At 42.4% G+C, this 19,222-nt stretch carries 18 protein-coding genes; 4 read left to right on the top strand and 14 right to left on the bottom strand.

The annotated features are described in order from the left end of the window. Positions 1-60: 60 nt before the first annotated feature. Positions 61-1,032: a TAXI family TRAP transporter solute-binding subunit gene (locus tag ACTS60_RS09630; protein WP_010448314.1), complete on the bottom strand. Its 972-nt coding sequence runs from the start codon at positions 1,030-1,032 to the stop codon at positions 61-63. A 321-nt stretch (positions 1,033-1,353) separates the two neighbouring features. On the opposite strand from ACTS60_RS09630, the gene ACTS60_RS09635 reads away from it, so the two are divergent. Then, entirely contained in the window at positions 1,354-2,505 is a 1,152-nt protein-coding gene (locus ACTS60_RS09635; protein WP_409587718.1) for an HD-GYP domain-containing protein, read from the top strand. A gap of 333 nt (positions 2,506-2,838) precedes the next feature. Here the strand turns inward: ACTS60_RS09635 and exaC are convergent, their stop codons facing one another. Then, the gene (exaC, locus tag ACTS60_RS09640; RefSeq protein WP_138954054.1) at positions 2,839-4,359 is read right to left on the bottom strand and encodes an acetaldehyde dehydrogenase ExaC; all 1,521 of its coding nucleotides are present in this window, start codon (positions 4,357-4,359) and stop codon (positions 2,839-2,841) included. Positions 4,360-4,606: 247 nt separating this feature from the next. Here exaC and ACTS60_RS09645 point away from each other — a divergent pair, with 247 nt between their 5' ends. Continuing rightward, entirely contained in the window at positions 4,607-6,370 is a 1,764-nt protein-coding gene (locus ACTS60_RS09645) for a sigma-54-dependent Fis family transcriptional regulator (RefSeq protein WP_282064403.1), read from the top strand. A gap of 60 nt (positions 6,371-6,430) precedes the next feature. On the opposite strand, the gene ACTS60_RS09650 is transcribed toward ACTS60_RS09645, so the two are convergent. Further along, the gene (locus ACTS60_RS09650) at positions 6,431-6,568 is read right to left on the bottom strand and encodes a hypothetical protein (protein ID WP_167381313.1); all 138 of its coding nucleotides are present in this window, start codon (positions 6,566-6,568) and stop codon (positions 6,431-6,433) included. A 343-nt stretch (positions 6,569-6,911) separates the two neighbouring features. Here ACTS60_RS09650 and ACTS60_RS09655 point away from each other — a divergent pair, with 343 nt between their 5' ends. Next, the gene (locus ACTS60_RS09655) at positions 6,912-7,814 is read left to right on the top strand and encodes a LysR substrate-binding domain-containing protein (protein WP_440888047.1); all 903 of its coding nucleotides are present in this window, start codon (positions 6,912-6,914) and stop codon (positions 7,812-7,814) included. 97 nt (positions 7,815-7,911) lie between these two features. On the opposite strand, the gene ACTS60_RS09660 is transcribed toward ACTS60_RS09655, so the two are convergent. Further along, positions 7,912-9,432, bottom strand: coding sequence for a DUF1254 domain-containing protein (locus ACTS60_RS09660; RefSeq protein WP_440888048.1), 1,521 nt, complete (start codon positions 9,430-9,432; stop codon positions 7,912-7,914). Positions 9,433-9,703: 271 nt separating this feature from the next. On the opposite strand from ACTS60_RS09660, the gene ACTS60_RS09665 reads away from it, so the two are divergent. Next, positions 9,704-9,910, top strand: coding sequence for a hypothetical protein (locus ACTS60_RS09665; RefSeq protein WP_010448329.1), 207 nt, complete (start codon positions 9,704-9,706; stop codon positions 9,908-9,910). A gap of 203 nt (positions 9,911-10,113) precedes the next feature. Here the strand turns inward: ACTS60_RS09665 and ACTS60_RS09670 are convergent, their stop codons facing one another. From ACTS60_RS09670 to ACTS60_RS09715, 10 genes are all read right to left on the bottom strand, one after another. Next, positions 10,114-10,644, bottom strand: a complete 531-nt coding sequence (locus ACTS60_RS09670; RefSeq protein WP_440888049.1) for a chromosome segregation ATPase — start codon at positions 10,642-10,644, stop codon at positions 10,114-10,116. A 195-nt stretch (positions 10,645-10,839) separates the two neighbouring features. Then, positions 10,840-11,403 (bottom strand): OmpA family protein, encoded by a 564-nt coding sequence (locus ACTS60_RS09675; protein WP_440888050.1) that lies wholly within the window; start codon positions 11,401-11,403, stop codon positions 10,840-10,842. 1 nt (position 11,404) lies between these two features. Then, positions 11,405-12,787 (bottom strand): TadE/TadG family type IV pilus assembly protein, encoded by a 1,383-nt coding sequence (locus ACTS60_RS09680; protein ID WP_440888051.1) that lies wholly within the window; start codon positions 12,785-12,787, stop codon positions 11,405-11,407. A 1-nt stretch (position 12,788) separates the two neighbouring features. Then, positions 12,789-13,367: a tight adherence pilus pseudopilin TadF gene (gene tadF, locus ACTS60_RS09685; protein ID WP_440888052.1), complete on the bottom strand. Its 579-nt coding sequence runs from the start codon at positions 13,365-13,367 to the stop codon at positions 12,789-12,791. Further along, positions 13,357-13,899, bottom strand: a complete 543-nt coding sequence (locus ACTS60_RS09690; RefSeq protein ID WP_440888053.1) for a TadE family protein — start codon at positions 13,897-13,899, stop codon at positions 13,357-13,359. The genes tadF and ACTS60_RS09690 overlap by 11 nt, the downstream gene beginning before the upstream one ends. Then, positions 13,896-14,984, bottom strand: coding sequence for a tetratricopeptide repeat protein (locus ACTS60_RS09695; RefSeq protein WP_440888054.1), 1,089 nt, complete (start codon positions 14,982-14,984; stop codon positions 13,896-13,898). The genes ACTS60_RS09690 and ACTS60_RS09695 overlap by 4 nt, the downstream gene beginning before the upstream one ends. Continuing rightward, positions 14,984-15,850, bottom strand: coding sequence for a type II secretion system F family protein (locus ACTS60_RS09700; RefSeq protein WP_440888055.1), 867 nt, complete (start codon positions 15,848-15,850; stop codon positions 14,984-14,986). Before ACTS60_RS09700 ends, ACTS60_RS09695 begins: the two co-directional genes overlap by 1 nt. Next, entirely contained in the window at positions 15,850-16,764 is a 915-nt protein-coding gene (locus ACTS60_RS09705) for a type II secretion system F family protein (RefSeq protein ID WP_440888056.1), read from the bottom strand. Before ACTS60_RS09705 ends, ACTS60_RS09700 begins: the two co-directional genes overlap by 1 nt. Further along, positions 16,761-18,026 carry a CpaF family protein gene (locus tag ACTS60_RS09710; RefSeq protein WP_440888057.1) on the bottom strand — a complete coding sequence of 422 codons (1,266 nt, stop codon included), beginning with the start codon at positions 18,024-18,026 and terminating at the stop codon, positions 16,761-16,763. Before ACTS60_RS09710 ends, ACTS60_RS09705 begins: the two co-directional genes overlap by 4 nt. Beyond that, positions 18,023-19,222, bottom strand: coding sequence for an AAA family ATPase (locus tag ACTS60_RS09715; RefSeq protein ID WP_440888058.1), 1,200 nt, complete (start codon positions 19,220-19,222; stop codon positions 18,023-18,025). The genes ACTS60_RS09710 and ACTS60_RS09715 overlap by 4 nt, the downstream gene beginning before the upstream one ends.

The following is a 19,222-nucleotide window of genomic DNA, read 5'->3' on the forward strand; positions in this document are numbered from 1 at the left end:
ACGACAAACAAAAACGCCATCGTGAAATACGATGGCGTTTTTTATTGGCGTAGCGACAGATCACTTAATCAAACCAACTTCTTTGTAGTACTTCTCAGCACCAGGGTGAAGCGGCGCAGACAGACCATCTTTCACCATTTCTTCTTTTTTCAAGTTCGCGAATGCTGGGTGTAGACGGCGGAAATCGTCAAAGTTTTCGAATACCGCTTTCACTACGTTGTAAACCACTTCATCTGGTACTGCCGTAGAAGAAACAAACGTCGCACCCACACCAAAGGTTTGTACATCGCTGTCTGAACCGCGGTACATACCACCCGGTACGTTTGCGATACGGTAGAAGCTGTTATCAGAAACTAGCTTATCGACTTGCGGACCAGCCACAGTTACGATGTTGCTGTCACAAGAGGTGGTCGCCTCTTTAATAGCACCACTTGGGTGGCCTACGGTGTAGATCATTGCGTCAATCTTGTTATCGCACAGCGCTTTAGACTGTTCTGATGCTTTTAGCTCAGACACCAATTTGAAATCGTCATTCGTCCAACCGTACTCTTTCATCAGTACTTCCATCGTACCGCGTTGACCAGAGCCAGGGTTACCTATGTTAACTCGTTTGCCCTTTAGATCATCGAACGATTGAATGTTGGCATCTTTACGAGCAACAACCGTAAACGGTTCTGGGTGTACAGAGAACACAGCACGAAGCTCTTTGAATGGGCCTTTGTCTTCAAACTTGCTCGAACCGTTGTAAGCGTGGTACTGCCAGTCTGACTGAGCGATACCTAAATCCAGTTCACCCGCACGAATGGTATTAATGTTGTAGATCGAACCACCAGTACTTTCCACTGAACAACGAATGCCATGGTCAGCACGTGATTTATTCACCAAACGACAGATTGCACCACCCGTAGGGTAATACACGCCAGTTACACCGCCCGTACCAATGGTCACAAACGTATCTTTAGCAGAAACTGAAAAGCTTGCGCTCATTGCAACTAGCGATGCCGCCACTGCGAGCTGTTTTAACTTAAACATTGAATGTCCTTCTCCGTTGTTGTAGTGAAGTAAGTATAGCAACTATTAACAAGTTGTTAACGCACAAGATCACATCCTAGAAATTCATGAATAATTTAAAAATACAGATAGTTAAGTAATGTCTAACATTCTCGTTATATGTGGTTACTTCAAGCTTTTTTACTATATTGTTACATATATAACCTTACTTTTATGATGGGAATCTAATTTCAAAGTAAGATGGGTTAATTGAATGTAATTCGGGTGCTACATTTTAAGTCTAAATTATGAGAAATCGATTCCATTATAAAAAGCAAACATGTGCAACAAAGGTTGGCAAACATGCTCGATTATCCCCTATTAAGTAAAACAGCGACCAAAGAAAAGAAGACCACAGCAATACTGGATGAGCTATTTAAGCTCGCTCAAACAAGTTACCCAGAGTTCAGCCGCTTTTCTGTGGTATTAATCAAAGGAAACAAGGCTTCTAACTACTATGTAAATGACACTATAGCTCAACCATTTGGTCTTGATTTTGAGGACCAAGAGCTTCGTATAAACTCTTCATTGACGGAGGTCGCCTATAACTGCCAAGTTAGAATCGTTGATGACCTAGAAAACTTCGACAACACCGAACGCATAAAGAAACTGATCAAACTCGGCCACAAAAGCAGTTATGCATCACCTATATATAATCGTGGTTCTATCATTGGTTTCCTTTTCTGCAATGCAACAAAAACCAAGTTTTTCTCGGATGAGCATACGCAGCGAGACTTCGCCTACCTGAGCCAAATCATATCGGGTATGTTCATTCAGCTAGATGAAAAACAAAAGCACTTTCAATCAGCTTTAGCGATTGCTTTGAAGATGGGACACGAAAGAGACCCTGAAACAGCAGAGCATTTAATACGAATGGGAAAATACAGTGAGCGACTTGCACGGTTACTAGCAGATAAAAATAGGTCTATTACCCCTGAGTTTATCCACCGTATCAGGCTATATGCCCCCTTTCATGATATAGGAAAATACAAGATCCCTGACGATGTACTCTTCAGTGATAAGCGCTTTACAGCAGCTGAACGCGAAGTTATGAATCAGCACACCATTTTTGGAGAGCGGATCATTGAAGACGTTGTCGCGCTGTCTGACACATCAATGATTGCACCAGATGAAGTGCAATTTATTAAGAACATCATTCGCCATCACCATGAGTATTACAACGGTACAGGTTTACCCGATGCATTGTGTGGTAAGGACATTCCCTTAGAAGCTAGGATCGTAACACTGGCCGATGTATTCGATGCCTTGCTAAGTAAGCGCGCGTATAAAGCTGCTTGGTCACTGTCTGATACGGCAAACTTTATTAAAGAGCATAGGTTATTGATGTTCGACCCAGATTGCGTCGACATGCTGATCGAACACCTAGATGAGTTTTTAGCAATCCGCGCGCATCATCGAGACCACGAAGGTACCCAAAACGCCGTTGCTTGTTAACTAGGGTCTGCTGACCTTTCGAGCTGATTTTTGCAGCGAATTGTCGGGCGGTTACACAAGGCAGAGATTTTGATGTGTAGTTAGCCTACATGAGAAGTCGATAGTGAAGTAGGAATAACCAACATACGCTGCCCAGAGGGTTCGGCTAAAATCGTTTCATGCTTTGTTAAGAAGTATTTGCTTAGAATGACTAGGCTACACACTCCTTGCCTCGCCTAAAACAATTTTATCTCGAACAAAATTTAACCACGAAAGAACAACAGACCCTAAGAAAAGCCCCGAACACTCGGGGCTTTGTTTTACTGCTTTTTCTTTTGCCTGAAGGCGATGTATTTAGAAGAATCCTAGCGGATTGACGTCGTAGCTGATTAACAGGTTTTTCGTGTTCTGATAGTGATCGAGCATCATCTTATGCGTCTCTCGACCAATGCCGGATTTCTTGTAGCCACCAAACGCAGCATGTGCAGGATATGCGTGATAGCAGTTAATCCAAATGCGCCCTGCTTCGATGTTTCGACCCATGCGATAAGCAAGGTTTTGGTCTCGCGTCCACACACCCGCTCCCAGACCGTATTCAGTGTCATTGGCAATCGCCAGCGCTTCTGCTTCATCTTTAAAAGTAGTCACTGCGATTACCGGACCAAAGATCTCTTCTTGGAAAACTCGCATCTTATTATGACCCTGTAACAAAGTCGGTTGAATATAGTAACCCTGTTCCAAGTCGTTCTCTTGTTTCGCTACATCTCCACCAAATACGACTTTCGCTCCTTCTTGGCGGCCGATCTCTAGGTAACTCAGGATCTTATCGAACTGCTCTTGCGAGGCTTGAGCGCCAACCTGAGTATCAGTATCCAGTGGATTGCCTTGTTTAATGGTTTTTGCACGCTCTGCAACTTTAGCAATGAACTTGTCGAACACAGATTCATGTACCAGCACACGTGATGGGCAAGTACATACCTCGCCTTGGTTAAAGAAAGCAAGCAAAGTACCTTCAATACACTTATCTAAATACTCATCTTCGTGATCAAACACATCTGGGAAATAGATATTCGGAGACTTACCACCGAGCTCAACCGTCGACGGAATTAGACTCTCCGCCGCACATTTTAGGATGTGGTTGCCCACTTCAGTTGACCCCGTAAACGCTAACTTAGCGATTCGATTACTCGTCGCCAGTGCTTGCCCAGCTTCTGAGCCAAAGCCATTGACTACGTTCACCACGCCAGCAGGCAGAAGGTCACCAATCTTTTCCATCAGAACCAGAATTGAAGTCGGCGTTTGCTCAGCAGGCTTAAGTACCACACAACAGCCCGCGGCCAACGCAGGAGCCAACTTCCAAGCCGCCATCAACATTGGGAAGTTCCAAGGAATGATCTGCCCCACAACACCAATCGGCTCAGGGAAGTGATAACTTGCAGTATGCTCATCTAACTCAGCCGCACTGCCTTCTTGAGCACGGATACAACCTGCAAAGTAACGGAAATGATCCACTACTAAAGGAAGGTCTGCCGCTAACGTTTCACGAACGGGTTTGCCGTTTTCCCATGTTTCAGCAACTGCAAGCTCTTCAAGGTTTTGTTCAATGCGGTCTGCGATTTTTAGTAGTATATTCGCACGCTCAGTCACGCTGGTTTTTGCCCACTGTGCTCTTACGCTATGCGCTGCATCCAGTGCAAGGTTGATGTCTGCTTCCCCAGAACGAGCGACCTTACAATACGCTTGGCCATTGATTGGCGATGTATTGTCGAAGTATTCACCACCCGTTGGTTTTACCCATTCGCCACCGATGTAGTTGTCGTAATGCGATTTGAAATTAACGATGGCATTTTCACTACCTGGCTGTGCATAGATCATAACTCTTCCTTTTGTTCTCGTTCATTTTTTTGTTTTAAACAACCGAGTGTTCAACTCAGCATTGTTGCAAGAACATCACTCAAGTCACATGCCAACAATGAGCACCTTGTTGTTAATTAAATGTAAAACTATGATTACCAAGCGATAACAAACTAAGTGAGTGACGTTTGAGCGGATGTATGGTGTGAACACCAGTGTTCAAGTGTTCCAAAATGGCACACCCTCACTGTGACAAAATGGTACAGTCATGGAACTTCAACACATTACCAACAGCAATTGGCTTTCCACTTCATGGGACAGAAGTGAACAAGCGGGTTTAAAACAGCGACGTCGACCAGACGATATTCGTGTCACCTCAGCGTTACTTGAGGACCGACGCCACCAGCTCCACTTCTTAATCGATGCCGTTAAGCAATTTGCCTTGCCTTTGTTTAATCAATTGTTCTCCCACAGCGACAGTCGATTGATACTGACCGATGCCGAAGGCGTGATCATTGGGAGCTGGGGGCAACCTAAGTTCCGTGAAAAGCTGACAGAAATTGCGCTTAGTTCTGGCGCGTGTTGGCAGGAAAAACTCAAAGGCACCAACGCCATTGGCACTGCGCTAGTGGAAGCAAAACCCGTTTCCGTGATTGGTGACCAACACTTTATACAACATCATCGCTTTATCAGTTGCTCAGCGAGCCCGATCTTTGATCATTTGGGTAATTTGATTGGTGTACTGGACATTACCAGTGAGCAAAAGAAGCATGACTTTTCAACACAAGTCTTAGTCCAAAACATGGTTCAACAGGTAGAAAACCAACTCCTCAACCAAATTCCCAAAGGGCATATTCGAGTTGATTTAGCCTGTGAACAAGGTCTGCTCAATAGCGGTTGGCAAGGCATCATCATCGCCAATGAAGAAGGTCAAATTCTGGCTCATAACCAAGTTGCCTCACAATTGTTGGCTCAAACTAACGTTGTTGGACAATCACTGGCATCGATACTCGACGGTTCTGCCAGCAATCAATCTTTAGTGTTTAAAACTCAGCCACTCTCGGAACCTAAAACTCAATCTCGCTCCATTTCAGCCTCAAATGATCTCCATTATGGCGACGCAAACGTAGAGCACTGCTGGCAACAAGCGAATCGTGTTATAGACAAAGACATTAGCTTATTGATCCTTGGCGAGACGGGAGTAGGCAAAAATGAATTTGTTAAAGCTCTGCACAAAAACAGCAAGAGAAAGAATGGGCCTTTGGTTTCCGTCAACTGTGGTGCGCTACCCAAAGACTTGGTCGAATCAGAGCTATTTGGCTACGTCGGCGGAGCATTCACAGGCGCAAACAGCAAAGGTTACCAAGGTAAAATCCGTCAAGCACACAAAGGCATCTTGTTCTTAGATGAAATTGCAGACTTACCATTAGAAGCGCAAAGCCGGTTGTTGCACGTGCTCCAAGACAAAACCGTGTTGCCCGTAGGCTCTAACCAGACCATTCAAGTTGATACGCAAATCATCGCCGCAACACATAAAGACCTAGAGTTATTGGTTGACCAAGGAGAATTTCGTCAGGATCTTTATTACCGACTAAATGGATTAATCGTAGAACTTCCTCGTTTTGAGGAGCGCAGTGATAAGCAAGCGCTGATTGAAAACATTCATCGCCGCCACTCTGAATCAAAGCAAAGTATTTGCCCTCACCTGCTGTCACTGATGTTGAGTTATGGTTGGCCGGGGAACCTACGTGAGCTTGATAGCTTAGTAAAAGTCTCTGCTTTGATGGCGCAAGGTGAACCCCAACTTGAGCTTAGCCACGTACCCAACCATCTGGCTAAGAAACTTGGTCAATCACCCAATATTGTCGATGCTGATACACCAAACACTAAAGACATGCGTTCTACTGTAGAAGATAAGCTGGTAAAAACCTACCAAGCAAACCAAGGCAACATCAGCAAAACCTCACGTATGCTCGGGCTAAGTCGCAATACCATTTATCGCAAGCTTAAAAGCCTTGGTATTCTCAAGTAATAACTGAGGAATAAAAAAAGAGCACCGTATTGGGTGCTCTTCTTATTTTGAAACCTAGCCTTACAGTCCGCCTTCTTGCTGCGCCTGTTTTACTAATGCCTGACGTTGAGTTTCCGTGTCTGAATTCACTTTCTGTTCCTTGTGCGTTTCCTGGTCCATATCAGTCGGAATGAAAACAAAGTACTTGTTAAGAGTCATCTTAAGAACCTCAATTAATAGTGTTAAATCACCTTCTTGGTAAATGTAAACAACACCAGCAAAAAACATCTTATGCCGGATCCTTGTTGTAGGTTTCAAAAAATAGAGGATGTTTGACCATCAAACATCCTCCATATGCAAGCTAATTATAGGATGAGTTCAAAGGCTTACCTAGCACTCTTTTTCACCTTTTATGCAATCTTTGTTTCTTAATCAGATTTAATACACCATACCCTTACGACCTAACCTCATGTCACAAAAGGAAAATTTGTTTTCGATTTTATTGGAACAGAGGATGAGAGACGTTGATACTTAAAGCTTAACGTTTTGAGGCGCTTACTTCGTGAAAAATACCATCGATTTAAATTTGTATCGCTTTCTTTATCTACTGAGCCAGCAAAAGTCGCAGGCGAAAGTGTGTCATACGCTAGACATCAGCAAAGCAACCTTTACTAGGCAACTCGCCGAGTGCCGGCTGCGATTTGATAACGAACTGTTCAATGCAGAGAAAGGCGTTTATACCCCTACGCTGCTCTGTCAACAATTGTGTGAGGCTATCGGGGAGCCTCTAGAGCAACTTGAGCAGATACCGCAGTTGGCAAAGACCTTTAATGCAAACCAACATTCCAACGAGTACGTCTTCAGCATCATCAACCCTCTTTCTGGCATGTTAACGATTCCTTTGGTTACCGCTCTTACCACAGATGAACAAAAGCCTAAGATTTCCTTTATTGATTGGTCGATAGAAAGCATAGAGAACCCAAAGCGCGGCGCTGTCTCAATTGGGATTGGTGGGTTTCCTAATGAGCTCAACGAGAGAATGGTAGAACGTAAGGTGGCTTCCGTCCCCATCTTTGCGTATGTGAACGCCCAACACCCTCTTCACCAACAAACCGAACTTGAACTCAGTGACATTGAAAACCTTGAAACGGTGCGAGTCTCCATGGGTTCGCTCGATGTGAGCGCCTATTATGAGCGAATGCGTAAACTGACGGGTGTGAATCTAGAACAGAAGCTGACCGTCTCCTCAATGACTGCAGCGCTCGATTGTGTCAAAGTCAGCCCGTATGTGTTTGTTGGTATGTATATCGACGATCAAGAGCTACCCGCGGGAATTTGTCGATTACCGTTAAAATTAGACGGAACGTCAATGTTGTTTGATGTCGGGATTCAGTACCATCGAGCCTTTTACCAACACCCGATCATTGCACAAGTAGAAACCTTTATTAAACGAGCGCTTAGCTAAGCCGCTAATTTTTGTTGCCGCATAGCCAAGGAATAAAAAAAGCCGACCAATTAACAGGTCGGCTTTCATCTTCAGTTTGTCGCACCTTACGATGGTCTTATTTCACTTCAGTGATATCACTTGGCTTCCAAGAACCGTCATACCATGGTTCTAAAGGACCGTACATACGTAAGATACTAAACCAGCCTTTGTTTGGAACCGTTTGAATCCAGTTTGCTTCTTTACCCTTCAGAGCGGTTGGACCGAAGTACAAATCGACCGAACCATCTGAGTTTTCAACCATCTTGTCGCGCTTATCGTTCTTACTTGGGAACGGTTGGCTCGTTTGTAGCTCTGAACGTGTTTGCGTATCGTACGCGACCACAGACCAGAAGTTCTTCGCTGGTACATTCGCAGGAATCGTCAGCTTGTAATTCTTACCGCCATCAAAGAACTTACCCTCTGCCGTTTTATCAACAATGGCATACTGAGAGCCTTTGCCAATCATCTTAAGCGCCATCGCTGGCGTGTTTACCGTTGCCATGTAGAAGAAATAAGTACGCGCATCCAGATTACGTCCGCCTTTACCTTCATCAATAAGCCACTGGTAATCTTTGCCGATAAAAGCAGTTTTCCAGTTACGATCGTCCCAAATGTACGCGTTTTCTGTGCGTGGGTTGAACATCAGCGCACGAGCCGTTGCGTTACCAATCGCTGCACCATCTTTCAGGATCTTCTGCATACGCGCATCAGGTTCGAACGGCTTACCTTTTTGAATACCAATTGTCGCAATCAAACCGCGCATTTCTGGGTCGATGAAATCAATAGGCTCTTTGTCGATAACCACTTTGATTTCGTCATAGAAATGTTCGTCATTGGCGTGAATAGTATTGAAGGCTTTACCACTACCTGAAGTGAAGGCCATCTTCGGTTGATCATCCTTCTTAGATAAAGGGTAAATCTTCAAACCAGTATGATACGAGTTGACCGCTGCATCCGTTTTACCATCTTTCAAGAAGCCTCGTGCAATAAACCAGTTCACATAACTTGTCGATTGAGAAACATGGTAGCCCTCAGGCACTGGGCCATCGTAGCTTGGTGGCAAGATAAGGTATTTGCCGCCCTGACCTTTATCTGGCCCTACTACGCCCATATCGGTCACGAAACGGAAGAAGGCATCATTGACTGTAGTTGGCCCCATGCCCGGCGGGATTTCCACAACCGTTGGACCATCACGCTCTAAATCAAGAAATGCCGATGCGTAAACCGTATCCGTGTTACCGGTTAGGAATAAAGGATTTGAATCCATCAAGTTATCAAATAGCATCACCTGATTGGATTTCGTCAACCCCATCTTTTCATGTCCCATACGTAGCGCTTCTAACGACGCCATAGGGATGGCATTCATGAATACTTCTGTCGCTCGCATAGTATCGAGATTGTTATAAAGCGTATCCATGGTTTGTTGACTTGGCACACCATCCTTGAAATTCAAAGTACCGATGCTTGTTTCTACCGTATTCGGCGTCATGATGCTTGTTGGAATATCTGTGTTGTAGTTGCTGGTATTTGCCAGAACAGAAGATGAAACCAGTAAGCCAGTCAGCACAGCGATACGTTTGAGTTGAGTCTTTAGCATAAGAATTTCCTGCGTTATCAGTTGCGATACATTCACTCTACTTAAAGTTAGGAATCAATTCTGATGCTCGCCACAATCAAAATTGCTGACGCGCTTTTTATGCAATAAAACTCACAACAAATCTCTATTCAAAACTGTCTACTAGGTCAATATTTAATCTTTTTTGAGAAATATTTAGCCCGTTTTTTGGGTATCTTCTGAGCAAAAAAGAGACAATACAAATGCGGAGTGAGAACACTCTGACACTACCCACTAAGCTCTGGGAGGCGTTATGAAAAGTAAAAAATTAGGTCATGTGATGTCATTCAGCAGAATGTTTTCCTTCATTGCCTTTCTGACAGCCACATTCGCTTGGGTATTAAGTATGTATGCCCTCTTTACGGTTTCCGTTGTGGCACTCTTCGTCAGCGGACTACTCTACTTGAATGACAAATTCGGTCCCCACCACAAAGGCAATACAAAAGAAAAGAGCGCTTAAGCGCTCTTTGAGTTACTTCCTATCACCCATCCGAACTGGTGCTCATATTCTCTTTGATGAACTTATCGATTCTCTTTAACTCGTGATAGTAGCTACTACTATCCAAAGTGCTAGAGACCGATTTAAGTTCTCTAAATTCTTCCCTACTGGAGTTACAAAGTACACAAACTGCAGCAACAATCAGCTCGAAATCTCAATTACTCCTAATTATTACAATCGTAAGTGATACCTTCATACATGATGCTTATGTCGATATACTTTTCGTAATTCAGGTATGCGACTATTCGGGCATCGGTGTTGAAGATCAATCGATTTATCGTATGTATCGCATCATAAAGATCTTTACCATCGACTCCTGCTTCCTTAAAACAATGCCTGACATAACGATAGTGTTTGTAGATCTCGTATGCTAAGAGCTGATTATCAGCATCATTACTCGAAAAATCGTGTTGCAAAATGCTAGATGAATATTGAACATAGCGTAAAAGAAAGTCGTGATTAATTTCACTGATTTTGAGTGCTTTTAACACCGCTTCTACGTCGTCTCGGATGTGATTTTGATTTTTGTCGATTCCTAACAATGAATCGGATACGTCCTTCTTAATTGAAGGATTTGATATCACCCTTTCTAGCTGAGAACTCATACTTGGCCCTACAACAAGCTCCGTTGAAAATACAGGGTGGCTGATGAAAAGAAAAAAGATAGAAGCGATAATGCATCGAGCAATAGACATTTTAATTATCGTTGTATAAAAACAAAATTAAATGCTATCGATTAATGATTGAAAAATGAAATAGACATTTATTATTCCATAATAAATATAAGTAATAAAAGAGCTTGGTCAATACCAAGCTCTTTTACTAAACAACTCCACTTAATAGTGAGCACATGAAGATTATAATTACAACAGCAAATAGTGGATTACACATTAGTCTATCGTTAATACAACTCGACGGTTACAACCAGATACTTTGTTCTCGTTTATCTTGCAAATTGGCGCAGACTCACCGAATGCTTTTTCAACAATCCTGTTACCTAGACCTAACCCTTGTTTCAGGTATATTGTTGCGGCACTCGCGCGACGAGCTGACAAGCCTTTGTTATAAGCTTGAGAACCGACTTCATCAGTATGCCCTTCAACAAGGACGCGAGTACCCTCGTCAACCAGTTCCAAGTATTGTGAAATAGCTTGTTTGTGAGTGTCTGTTAAACGGTATTTATCAGTATCATAGTTGAGGATCAACGACATTGAGCTCTTATCAAAGGTGCAACTGTCGGTCGCATTCAACCCTTCAACCTTAACCACTCTCTTATCCTGTACGATAGAGCGTTCTTCATTTACCATCACCGCTAACTTACCGACGACCTGAGTTACTTTAGTTTCAGAGCTTGTAAGGGTTTTAGAAGTCACGTAGTTTTCATCATGATTAATACAATTAGCGAGTGCGACATTTGAGGTAAAAATAATCGCGATTGATAATAATTTTTTCATTTTAATCTTTTAGTCGTCCTGTCTCTTCGTTAATTAGATTTAATATGTATTTGTAAACATCTTTACCATTTTCAGCGTGATAAATATTTTTCTCGCCAACACAGTCTCCGAAACCATCGCCTTTTTGTACATTGTAGTTAACACCTATAACGCCCATAGTGACTTTTGTTTTTTCGCCTTCTAGCTTCACTTGTTCGCTTTGAAACTTATTTTCTTTGCTAGAGATTCTCTTTTTGAGTTCCTCACAAAGTTTGTGTTCACTCACTAATGACTTCAAGAACCTGTCGTAAACTTGCCGGTTTTGAACATTCCCATACGCGTCTTTGTAACTTTTTGTGACCACATCGTATTTCTTTCTATATGTACTATTTTTGTGGAGTTCGTCAGGGAATCGTACATCTGAATCTGCGCCATCAGAAAGGAAGATAAACACCTGTTCTGGGTTACGATCTTCTTTCTTAACTTTGTCCGCTTCTTTCGCTGCTGCGATCAAACCTAACCAAGAGTAGGTACCGCCCCCCTTTGCTGGCATTACCTTGCTGGAATTCAATATATTGATAAAATCCTGATAGTTGTCTGTTATTGGAATATCTCGCGCCTGATTATAATAGCTAGCGTGATACACGTTTTGTTCATCGACAGACTGATCAAACATATTATCGACAATACTTTTAAACGATGCTTCAGTGTGAGAAAACTCACTTGCATAGTCGTAGAATTTTAGTCTGCGATCTTTTTTATCGTATTTCACGTTGTAAGCATTGTAAGTCAGTAACGCAACTCTACTCTTCTTCTTCGCACCGGTTTTAAAGTCCTTCAAATCTTCTACAACCTTGATGATCTGTTCTTTCACCACTTCCATCTGAGTTTTGTTGTTTTGACCATACCACGAGTTACTCATCGATTCGCTGGTGTCTAATATGAAATAGATATCCACCGGTTGAGGGAGATATTTTCGAGTGATCGAATCACCAGATACTTTGAACGTTGGCTCTACGCCAATTTCATTATGAGAGATCCATGATTCATGCTCAGAAGTGGCGACCACTGTGAAGTCTTCAAATGGAGACAGCTCGTTGGCTTTCTGAACACAGTCGCCTTTGTATTCACACTTCTTGGTCGATACGTTGATCTGAATATCGCTGATATTGTCAGTGATGTATAAATCGACAATTCTCTGTGCGTAGTCTTGGTCTTCTTGGTTGTCTTTACCCGGACTAGCGATCAAGGCAAGACTAGCGACTTCAGCCGCCTCTTCAATTTTCGAGTGAGCTAACAAACGTTGCGTATAAGCGACAGAAAACGAGAAAGTGATGATCAATATAGGAAGAAATGAAAGAAATATTATCCCAGCCACCCCTTTTTGCATGGTAAAGTTCTTCATACTAAATCCTTGCAAATGAATAAGAACTGGTCACTACTTTTATCGGTTCACCGCTCATTAGACCGATAATATTAAACGGTGTTTTGTAGCAAAGCGACACATGATAAAGAGGCAGACGTCTGTTCTGCGTGGTCAACGGCAATAGCTTTATCGCTTGTTCGACTGTAATTTCCCTTAAATCTGGAAAGTTACATCCGGCCGTCATACCTTTTAAGGTCGTGGTTCTAACGAGCTTCTTATCTTTATCATTCAAAGATAGCTCCATGATTCGCATTCCCACCTCGTTTTCATCAAAATCTGGTAGCGTACGTTTTAGCATCCCTTTTGCCATATCGAATGAATTATTCATTTGCGTGTCACACTGCTTACCATCAGCGCCACAAATATCAAGCTCATCGCCGAATAACTGTCGGCGCTCACTAATGACACTTACGACCGAATACACCACTCGATCCAACTGCCCTTTTTTATTAACGGCGATGGTGTAGTTGATATGCATGGCAATGATGGAACTAAAAAAGAGTAAGACCAATGCAAGTTCAACAACAAACGCACCTTTTTGCTTTAACTTAGTTACCACAAGCAGTCCCCTCTCCTAGCTTAAAGGTGCAGCGCTCGTATTCCTGAACAGCAACCATCTCACGACTAATATTCATGCTAGGCATAACAAAATTGAATAGAGGATGATAAGTGAAGCTCAATTGGTATATGGCAATTGGCATGTTGACTGAGTTTTCAGCTGTGTTACCTTTTTTGATGTTTGGGCATTCACTTAACGCCTTTCCGCTACGATTACATTGGACAAAATCAGTTAGGTTTTTAAAGTAATAAACAGATGCAAATACCGTAGATCGGTCAACAACCTTCGACCATAGAGCTCCACCGCTTGATTCAAGCTTAGTATTTATTACGTCTTGATAATCAACTTTTTCAGTGCTGTGAGAACTGCCTTGCTTTTTACTACTCATCACTGCTGTAGTTAACGCATGATCCGTCACCCCCATCGAGTACGTTAGAACCGACAAGTCAAACCAAGTAAACAGAACCATCAGTAAAACCGGTAGACCCATCGCGGTCTCAACCGTCAAACTTCCTTTTTGAAACTTGATCATAGCTCGACGTACCTTTTCTTGGTGTAATCCACAATAAAGGCACCTTTAATATCCATATTTTCAAGAAACTTCTTTGCGTCATTGATATCACTAAACTCACCAATGCAATAACGCTTCCATAAGCCGTGCGTGTAGGAATACACACTTCCATAATTGCCTTTCAGGTAGTTTAAGTAATCCGAAGGAATCACCTTGTAAGTCGCCAAAACTTGAATTCGGTAAATTGACGGCGCTTTAGGACGTAAGTTTTGTGGATCTAGAACTGAGTGTGTCACGTACTTTGGTGTCAAATCGACCGAGTTCGTTTCCATTTCCATATTTTTCTTTTCCTTTACTTTAGCGACCTGTTTTGGTGGAGCTTTTTTCATTACTTGTTTAGGAAGCGGTTTAACGCTCTGCATGAGTTTTTTCAGTTTGACTCGCGCTTCTTGCTCGCTGCTGTCGTGCTTTAATACTTCCAAAGCCACATCAGGTCGGCGTGATCGAGTCGAAGCTAATAGTAGATTTGATCGGACTTTTTCATCGTTTGGATTGGCAGCAAACAGGCTGTAGAGCAGTTCCATCGCAGGTTCTGGACGACCTTGTAGCATCATCACGACCGCAATATTGTTGTTTGCTTCCCGGTCCGATGCGCCATTCTTCTTGCTGTCGTTGAAGTTAGCGATTGCACCGTTGTAATCTTTCTTACGCGCTAAAATCTTGCCTTTTAAAAGATAATAATTCCCCTTCGGACCACCATTTTCTAGATAGTCATCTAGATAGCGCTCGCTTGCGTCATAATTACGTTTTAGATATTCCAACTTAGCTAAGATGTAAATAATCTCTGGATCTTCGAGGTCTTTCTTCTCAAGAGTATTTATGTATAACTCGGCAGACTTTTGGTCTTTATTATCGAGGTATAAATTTATTAGTTTTATCTTATAACTTGGAACTTCAACCAAATTCGCTTTATAAAACTCAATCAATTGTTCAGTTTGCCCAGAGTTAGTCAGCAGTTTTTCTTTGGTTACTAATTCTTGATTAATGGTGGAACAACCACTCAAAACCAGTAAAACAAAAAGGGAAATATAGTTTTTTACATTCATTATCCTAGCATCCTCATTATCCCTGGTGCTGCAATTAGAACAACAATAGGAACCATGATAAAAGCGATCATTGGTATGGACATTTTTGCTCCCATCTTTCCTATTTTTTCTTCCAAATTGAGCATATTTATTTCTCGAATATCAGAAGCGAGGGAGGCTAATACCGCCCCTACTGATGAGCCGTACTTCAAACTTTGAGTAAGAGTCATGACAAAGCTTTGCGCTTCGGTGGTTGGAACTAGATCATAGAATTCAGTAAGTGCTCGATCCAAACCAACAATCTTGGCTCGTTCTGATGTTTTCTTAACAACATAAGCCAGGTTTTCATCAACCGTTTTTAGCTCATTCGATAGATATTCTAAGCTTGCTTCAAGCGTCATACCGGTATGGACACACACATTCATCAAGTCAAGTAAGAAAGGCAATCGACTACTAACATGATGAATATTCGCATTCCCTTTCGATGAAATGTACATATCCGGCGCAATCAAACACACAAGCATCGAAAGCGAGAATGAAATAAACGCAGATGAAAATTCCATGTCTCCTTGCATGTAGGAATAGCCAATAAATGCTAAGCAAAATAGCAGCGGTATGATCTTCAGCAGGTAATAGGCTTGTGCAATAAAATCACTATGAATCCCTGCCCTAACTAAGTTGTTTTTCGTTTCTTCTTTATTAAAAGACAGACGCGAAAGTTGTACTGCTAACTTATCCGTAAAAGGAGTCTTTTCTTGGGTTGAGTCAATTATCTTCTTTGTCGAAATATTCGCTTTTGTTTTATCAAATACTTTCAACGAGTAATACGCTACAGATAATGAAATGAACAAACCAAATGCTAAGAAGATTAACTTAATGTCGTCCATTACTTTACTCCTCTCAATATCATGTAGATAAAGAAGAAGCCGATGGCTTCACTGATCAGCACGTAATAAAAGATGGGCTTCCCCCCTTCTTCGAACATCACGAAGTTATAGTTATCTGGGCTTGTGAACTTCAAAATCATGATAAAGATAACCGGTAGAGCTGCGATAATTTTTGCCGAAGCACGTGCCTCTGACGTCAGTGCATTTTTCTTCTTCTCGATCGCCCTTGCTTCGAACATAATACGGTTGATACGGTTGATGACGTCTTTTAGCTGACCACCTCGACTTAAGTTGATTCGAATCGTTGCAGCAAAGAAGAAGTACTCAACATAAGGGAAAGACGAAGCACTTCGCGCCAAAACATCATCTGGGTCTTCACCGATAAGGAGGCGCTCTGACATCTTCTTGAACTCTTCGCCTACTTCATTATCAAGCTGGGTACCCACGTACTCGAACGCATGAACAATACTTTGGCCCGAGGAAAGTGCGCCAGAAAGAATATTCAGCGCATCAGGGAAGTTATCTTTGAATCGCTGCGCTTGAATGCCACTAAGTTTGAGGATAAACATCACGAACAATATTGGCTCCAAAGCAAGCAATACCTTCCAGTACTCAAACATGAAAAACCAATCATTAATAAAGTAAACCGCTATTGAAGAGCCCACAAAAAAGCCAATCAACTTGAGTCCCGCATTAGGACTCAACAGCTTTTTCAACTGCTTATATTTATCCTTAATCTTTTTTCGGTAACTTATATCAAAGCTTTCTGAATCGATAACCGATCGAGCGCCAGAAACGCCCTCGAACGTGTTAGACTGCTCGATGATCGATATAATTTCTTTCTGTTTTCTCGAATGCCCAATAAACAGAAACAACGCAATGACAACCCATAGCGAAATGACGATCAGCATCATGAGAACAGCTCCTGTAGCGCCCCATCCAAGCCAAAAAACTTCGCTCGTTCGTATATTACAGATCGTTTAGAAAGACCAGGAGTTCGGAATTCGCCCGAGATTTTACCTTCATCACCCATTCCGTTGTTTTCAAACCGGAAGATATCTTCCATAACAACATTGTCACCTTCGAGACCGACAATTTCACTGATAAACAAGATCTTACGACTACCATCATGGAGTCTTCGTACTTGGACTATCAGGTCAACCGCACTCACAATGGTGCGACGAATCGCTTCAAGCGGCAGACTGGCTGTCGCCATCATTACCATACTCTCGACACGAGCAATTGCATCACGAGGAGTGTTCGCGTGAAGCGTTGACATTGAGCCATCGTGACCTGTGTTCATTGCTTGGAGCATTTCAAACGCTTCACCACCACGACACTCACCGACGATAATTCTATCTGGTCGCATACGAAGGGCGTTGATCACCAAATCTCGCGCAGTGATTTCGCCCGTCCCTTCGACGCTCGCTTGGCGAGTTTCTAATCGAACGATGTGTGGCTGCTGCAACTGAAGTTCAGCCGCATCTTCAATGGTAACGATACGTTCACCGCTACCAATGAAACCCGATAATGCGTTCAACAGGGTCGTTTTACCCGAACCCGTACCCCCAGAGATAAGGATATTGCACTTACAATGGCTTGCAATCGAAAGCAGCTTTGCCATTTCAACCGATAGCGCACCAAACTGGACCAAGTTTTCTAGCTTGATCTTTTGCTCTTTGAACTTACGAATCGAGATGGATGTTCCATCAATAGCAAGAGGCGGAATAACGATATTTACACGACTTCCATCTTCCAATCGGGCATCACAAAGCGGTTTTGATTCATCGATTCGACGACCTACATTAGAAGCAATACGCTTAGCGATAGTGTTGAGCTGTTTCTCGTTAACGAACTGAATTGGAGACTTTTCTACCTTACCGTTCAATTCGATAAAGATATCTGAGGGACCATTGATCATGATGTCCGAAATATCATCGTTATCGACCAAAGCCTGAAGTGGCCCAAGCCCTTTAAGCTCGTCAAGCAGTGCTTTAACCAGGTCTAAACGCTTTAAGCTACTGATTTGCAGTTGCTTCTTCTCAATGAGAATATTTACAGAATCTTTTAACTGGCTCTCAAGCTCTAGTGGTTCAACGTCAACTAATGAAGCTGCATCTAACGCATCAAAGATTTCGTCTCGGATCTCAATATAAACTTCTTTCAGGTGATTCATTTCTTAAACCACGCGAACTTTTTCTGTACTTTGACTTTTTTACCCGTCAACGAGTTCACAATATCGGCAATAGCAGGAGCAAACTTCAGCTTTGCCGTGTTTTGAATTCCTTGTTGAATAATGAGCTTTTCTAAATTGGCTTCATAAGCAAAATCGATCACGTCTTTGGCTTTGATTTTCTCTTTCGCCCCTTGAAGAGGCATCATGTAGTCTTTCTGAGATCGTGTCATTGAGAAGATCACTCGATGCTCAGACTTACCCAGCTTCTTTTTAATCGAGTGGTACGCTCTTAGTGACGCCACGGAAGGTTCACAAACAATAAAAATACGGTTGTATCTGTCACTAATATCTTCTGCAGTCAGCTCGTCAATCGCACTGAGTGGCATGGAATCAATGATAAAGTTGTATTGACCAACCAATTCATTAGAGATACGAAACAACGAATCCACATGATCGCTCAAGCAGGCAACGTTCTTTTCTAATGTGAGGAAGTTAAGCCTATCTTTAACTGGCTTTACATAGCTTCCTGCAATCGCGGCATCAAGTTCAGACTGGTTCAAATCAATGCTGTTTTGCTGCGCTTTTAACCCTTTTAAACCTAAAAAAATGTCTGAGTTGAGTGCGATTGTGTCATGTTCAACGAGTAATGTTTTTAAGTTTGCTTGTTGACTTAAACTATGTGAAAGAAAGGCGCTGATCGTCGATACGCCCACCCCGCCCTTACTACCTAGCATCAAGACTCGCTTAGCAATACGATGCTTCTTCTTAACCGTTGGTGAGAATGTCGTTGCACTTGACTCTTTAAGCGCCCCTAACAAACCATCAAGTTCAGGGTCCCAAAGAATGTAGTTGGCTCCCAATGACAAGACCTTATCTCGCATCAAGATTGAGTCCATGTTACTCACTACAATAAGAGAAATACTGACGTCTAATCTTGAAGAGATCTCCGCAACTTCTGAAATCAACTCACCACATGCTCTTAAATCGAGAATGACGTGCTTTATTTCAGCGTTGGTTTTATGCCAACTCTCGTCATCAATATCGTCGACTTTTAAAGGTGAAGTGAAACCTTCGATTGCATAGAGCTCATCGATTGCTTGAAGAAAAGCTAAATCGTCTGAAACAATCAGATCAATGGTGTTGTTCTTCTTATCTTTACTCGATGAAGTCGTTTTGAATAGGTTATCTAAATCCAT

This window comes from Vibrio sp. WZ-1, assembly GCF_052037695.1.
Classification (GTDB): domain Bacteria; phylum Pseudomonadota; class Gammaproteobacteria; order Enterobacterales; family Vibrionaceae; genus Vibrio.